The sequence below is a fragment of the Streptomyces huiliensis genome (genome assembly GCF_020037025.1).
GTDB classification, from domain to species: Bacteria; Actinomycetota; Actinomycetes; order Streptomycetales; family Streptomycetaceae; genus Streptomyces; species Streptomyces huiliensis.
Map to the genome: position 1 here is coordinate 1 of NZ_JAIQLH010000314.1, position 1,184 is coordinate 1,184.

Here is a 1,184-nt window from a genome sequence, read left to right on the forward strand (position 1 = left end):
CTCGCGCCGGGCCGCGCGCTCCGCGCGGGACGCGCGGGTGCCGCGGTGCCTGCGCCGCCGCGGGGGCTCCGCCCGGCCGTCCGCTCCGAGGACGATGCCGTGCACGGGGAGCAGGGGCAGGCTCTCCGGCGCGTAGGACACGGGGTTGCGGGGGGCCGGGGCGGGGGCGCCGGGCTGCCGCGTGCGCTGGTACTCCCGCTCCGGGCGGGACGATTCCGGCTGCTGTTGCGGCGGCTGTTGCGGCATGGCCGCCTCCTGCCGGTCCGGCTCGTCCCGCAGGCTCCCGTCCGCCTCGCGTCCCGCCTCCCGGCCCGGCTCGCGTCCCGCTCCGGCGTCCGCCGTACGGTCCGCTCCCCCGTCCACTCCGGTGGCGGAGTCGCCGTCCCGCGCGCCGCCCGCGTCCGGCGACCGTTCCCGTCCCGCCGCCTCCGACCGCTTCCGGTCCTTCGCCGACCGCTGGTCCGGCGTCGCCGTGGAGGCCGGTCCGGCGTCCGTCTCCGCCCCGCCGACGGCGAAGCCGAGCCAGCGGGCGAGCCCCCGTCCCCAGGCGCCCGGACCGCGGGCCCGTCGGCGCCGCGGGGCCGGCGTGCCACCGGCCACCGCGTCCGGAGTGCTCGTCTCGTCGGCCACGTCCGACGCGCTCGTCCCGTCCGTCGCCGTCGCCATGCCTTTCCTGCCCTTTCGACCCGTCTTGTCCTTCGCGCCCTTCGCGTCCCTCGCGCCCTCGGCGCCTTTCACATCTGCCGGACCGGCCGCGCCGGTGCCCGCCACCGCGAAGGCCGCCGCTCCCGCCGCTCCCGCCGCGTCCGCCGCGGACGCCGTCCTGGCGGCCCGCAGTCCGAGAGCCGGCCGCAGCCGACGCCACCAGCCGCGCCGCCGGGCTCCGTCGGGTGCCGCCGCCCGTTCCGCCCTGCGGATCCGGCGGACGATCAGCGCGCCGGGCACGCCGATGACCAGCGTCCAGGCCAGGCAGGCCAGGCCGGCGAGGCGCCACGAGGGGCCGAAGCGGGACAGTGCGGCGACGCCGAGCGGTCCCCCGGCGGCGTAGGCGAGCAGGGCGGTGGCGGTGGCGCAGAGCAGCGCGGCGAGGAAGGCGACGGCAGCCGTCTCGCGCCGTCCCACCGCCGCCGGACGGCGCGGCACGGCCGCGGCCGCCACCGCGACGCCGACGGCCGTCACCAGCG

General features: G+C 80.7%; 1 protein-coding gene. It reads right to left on the reverse strand.

Annotated features, from left to right (window positions below):
• On the reverse strand, positions 1-1,184 hold a 1,184-nt coding region (locus JNW98_RS32055; RefSeq protein WP_372459373.1), incomplete at both ends, for a cell division protein PerM.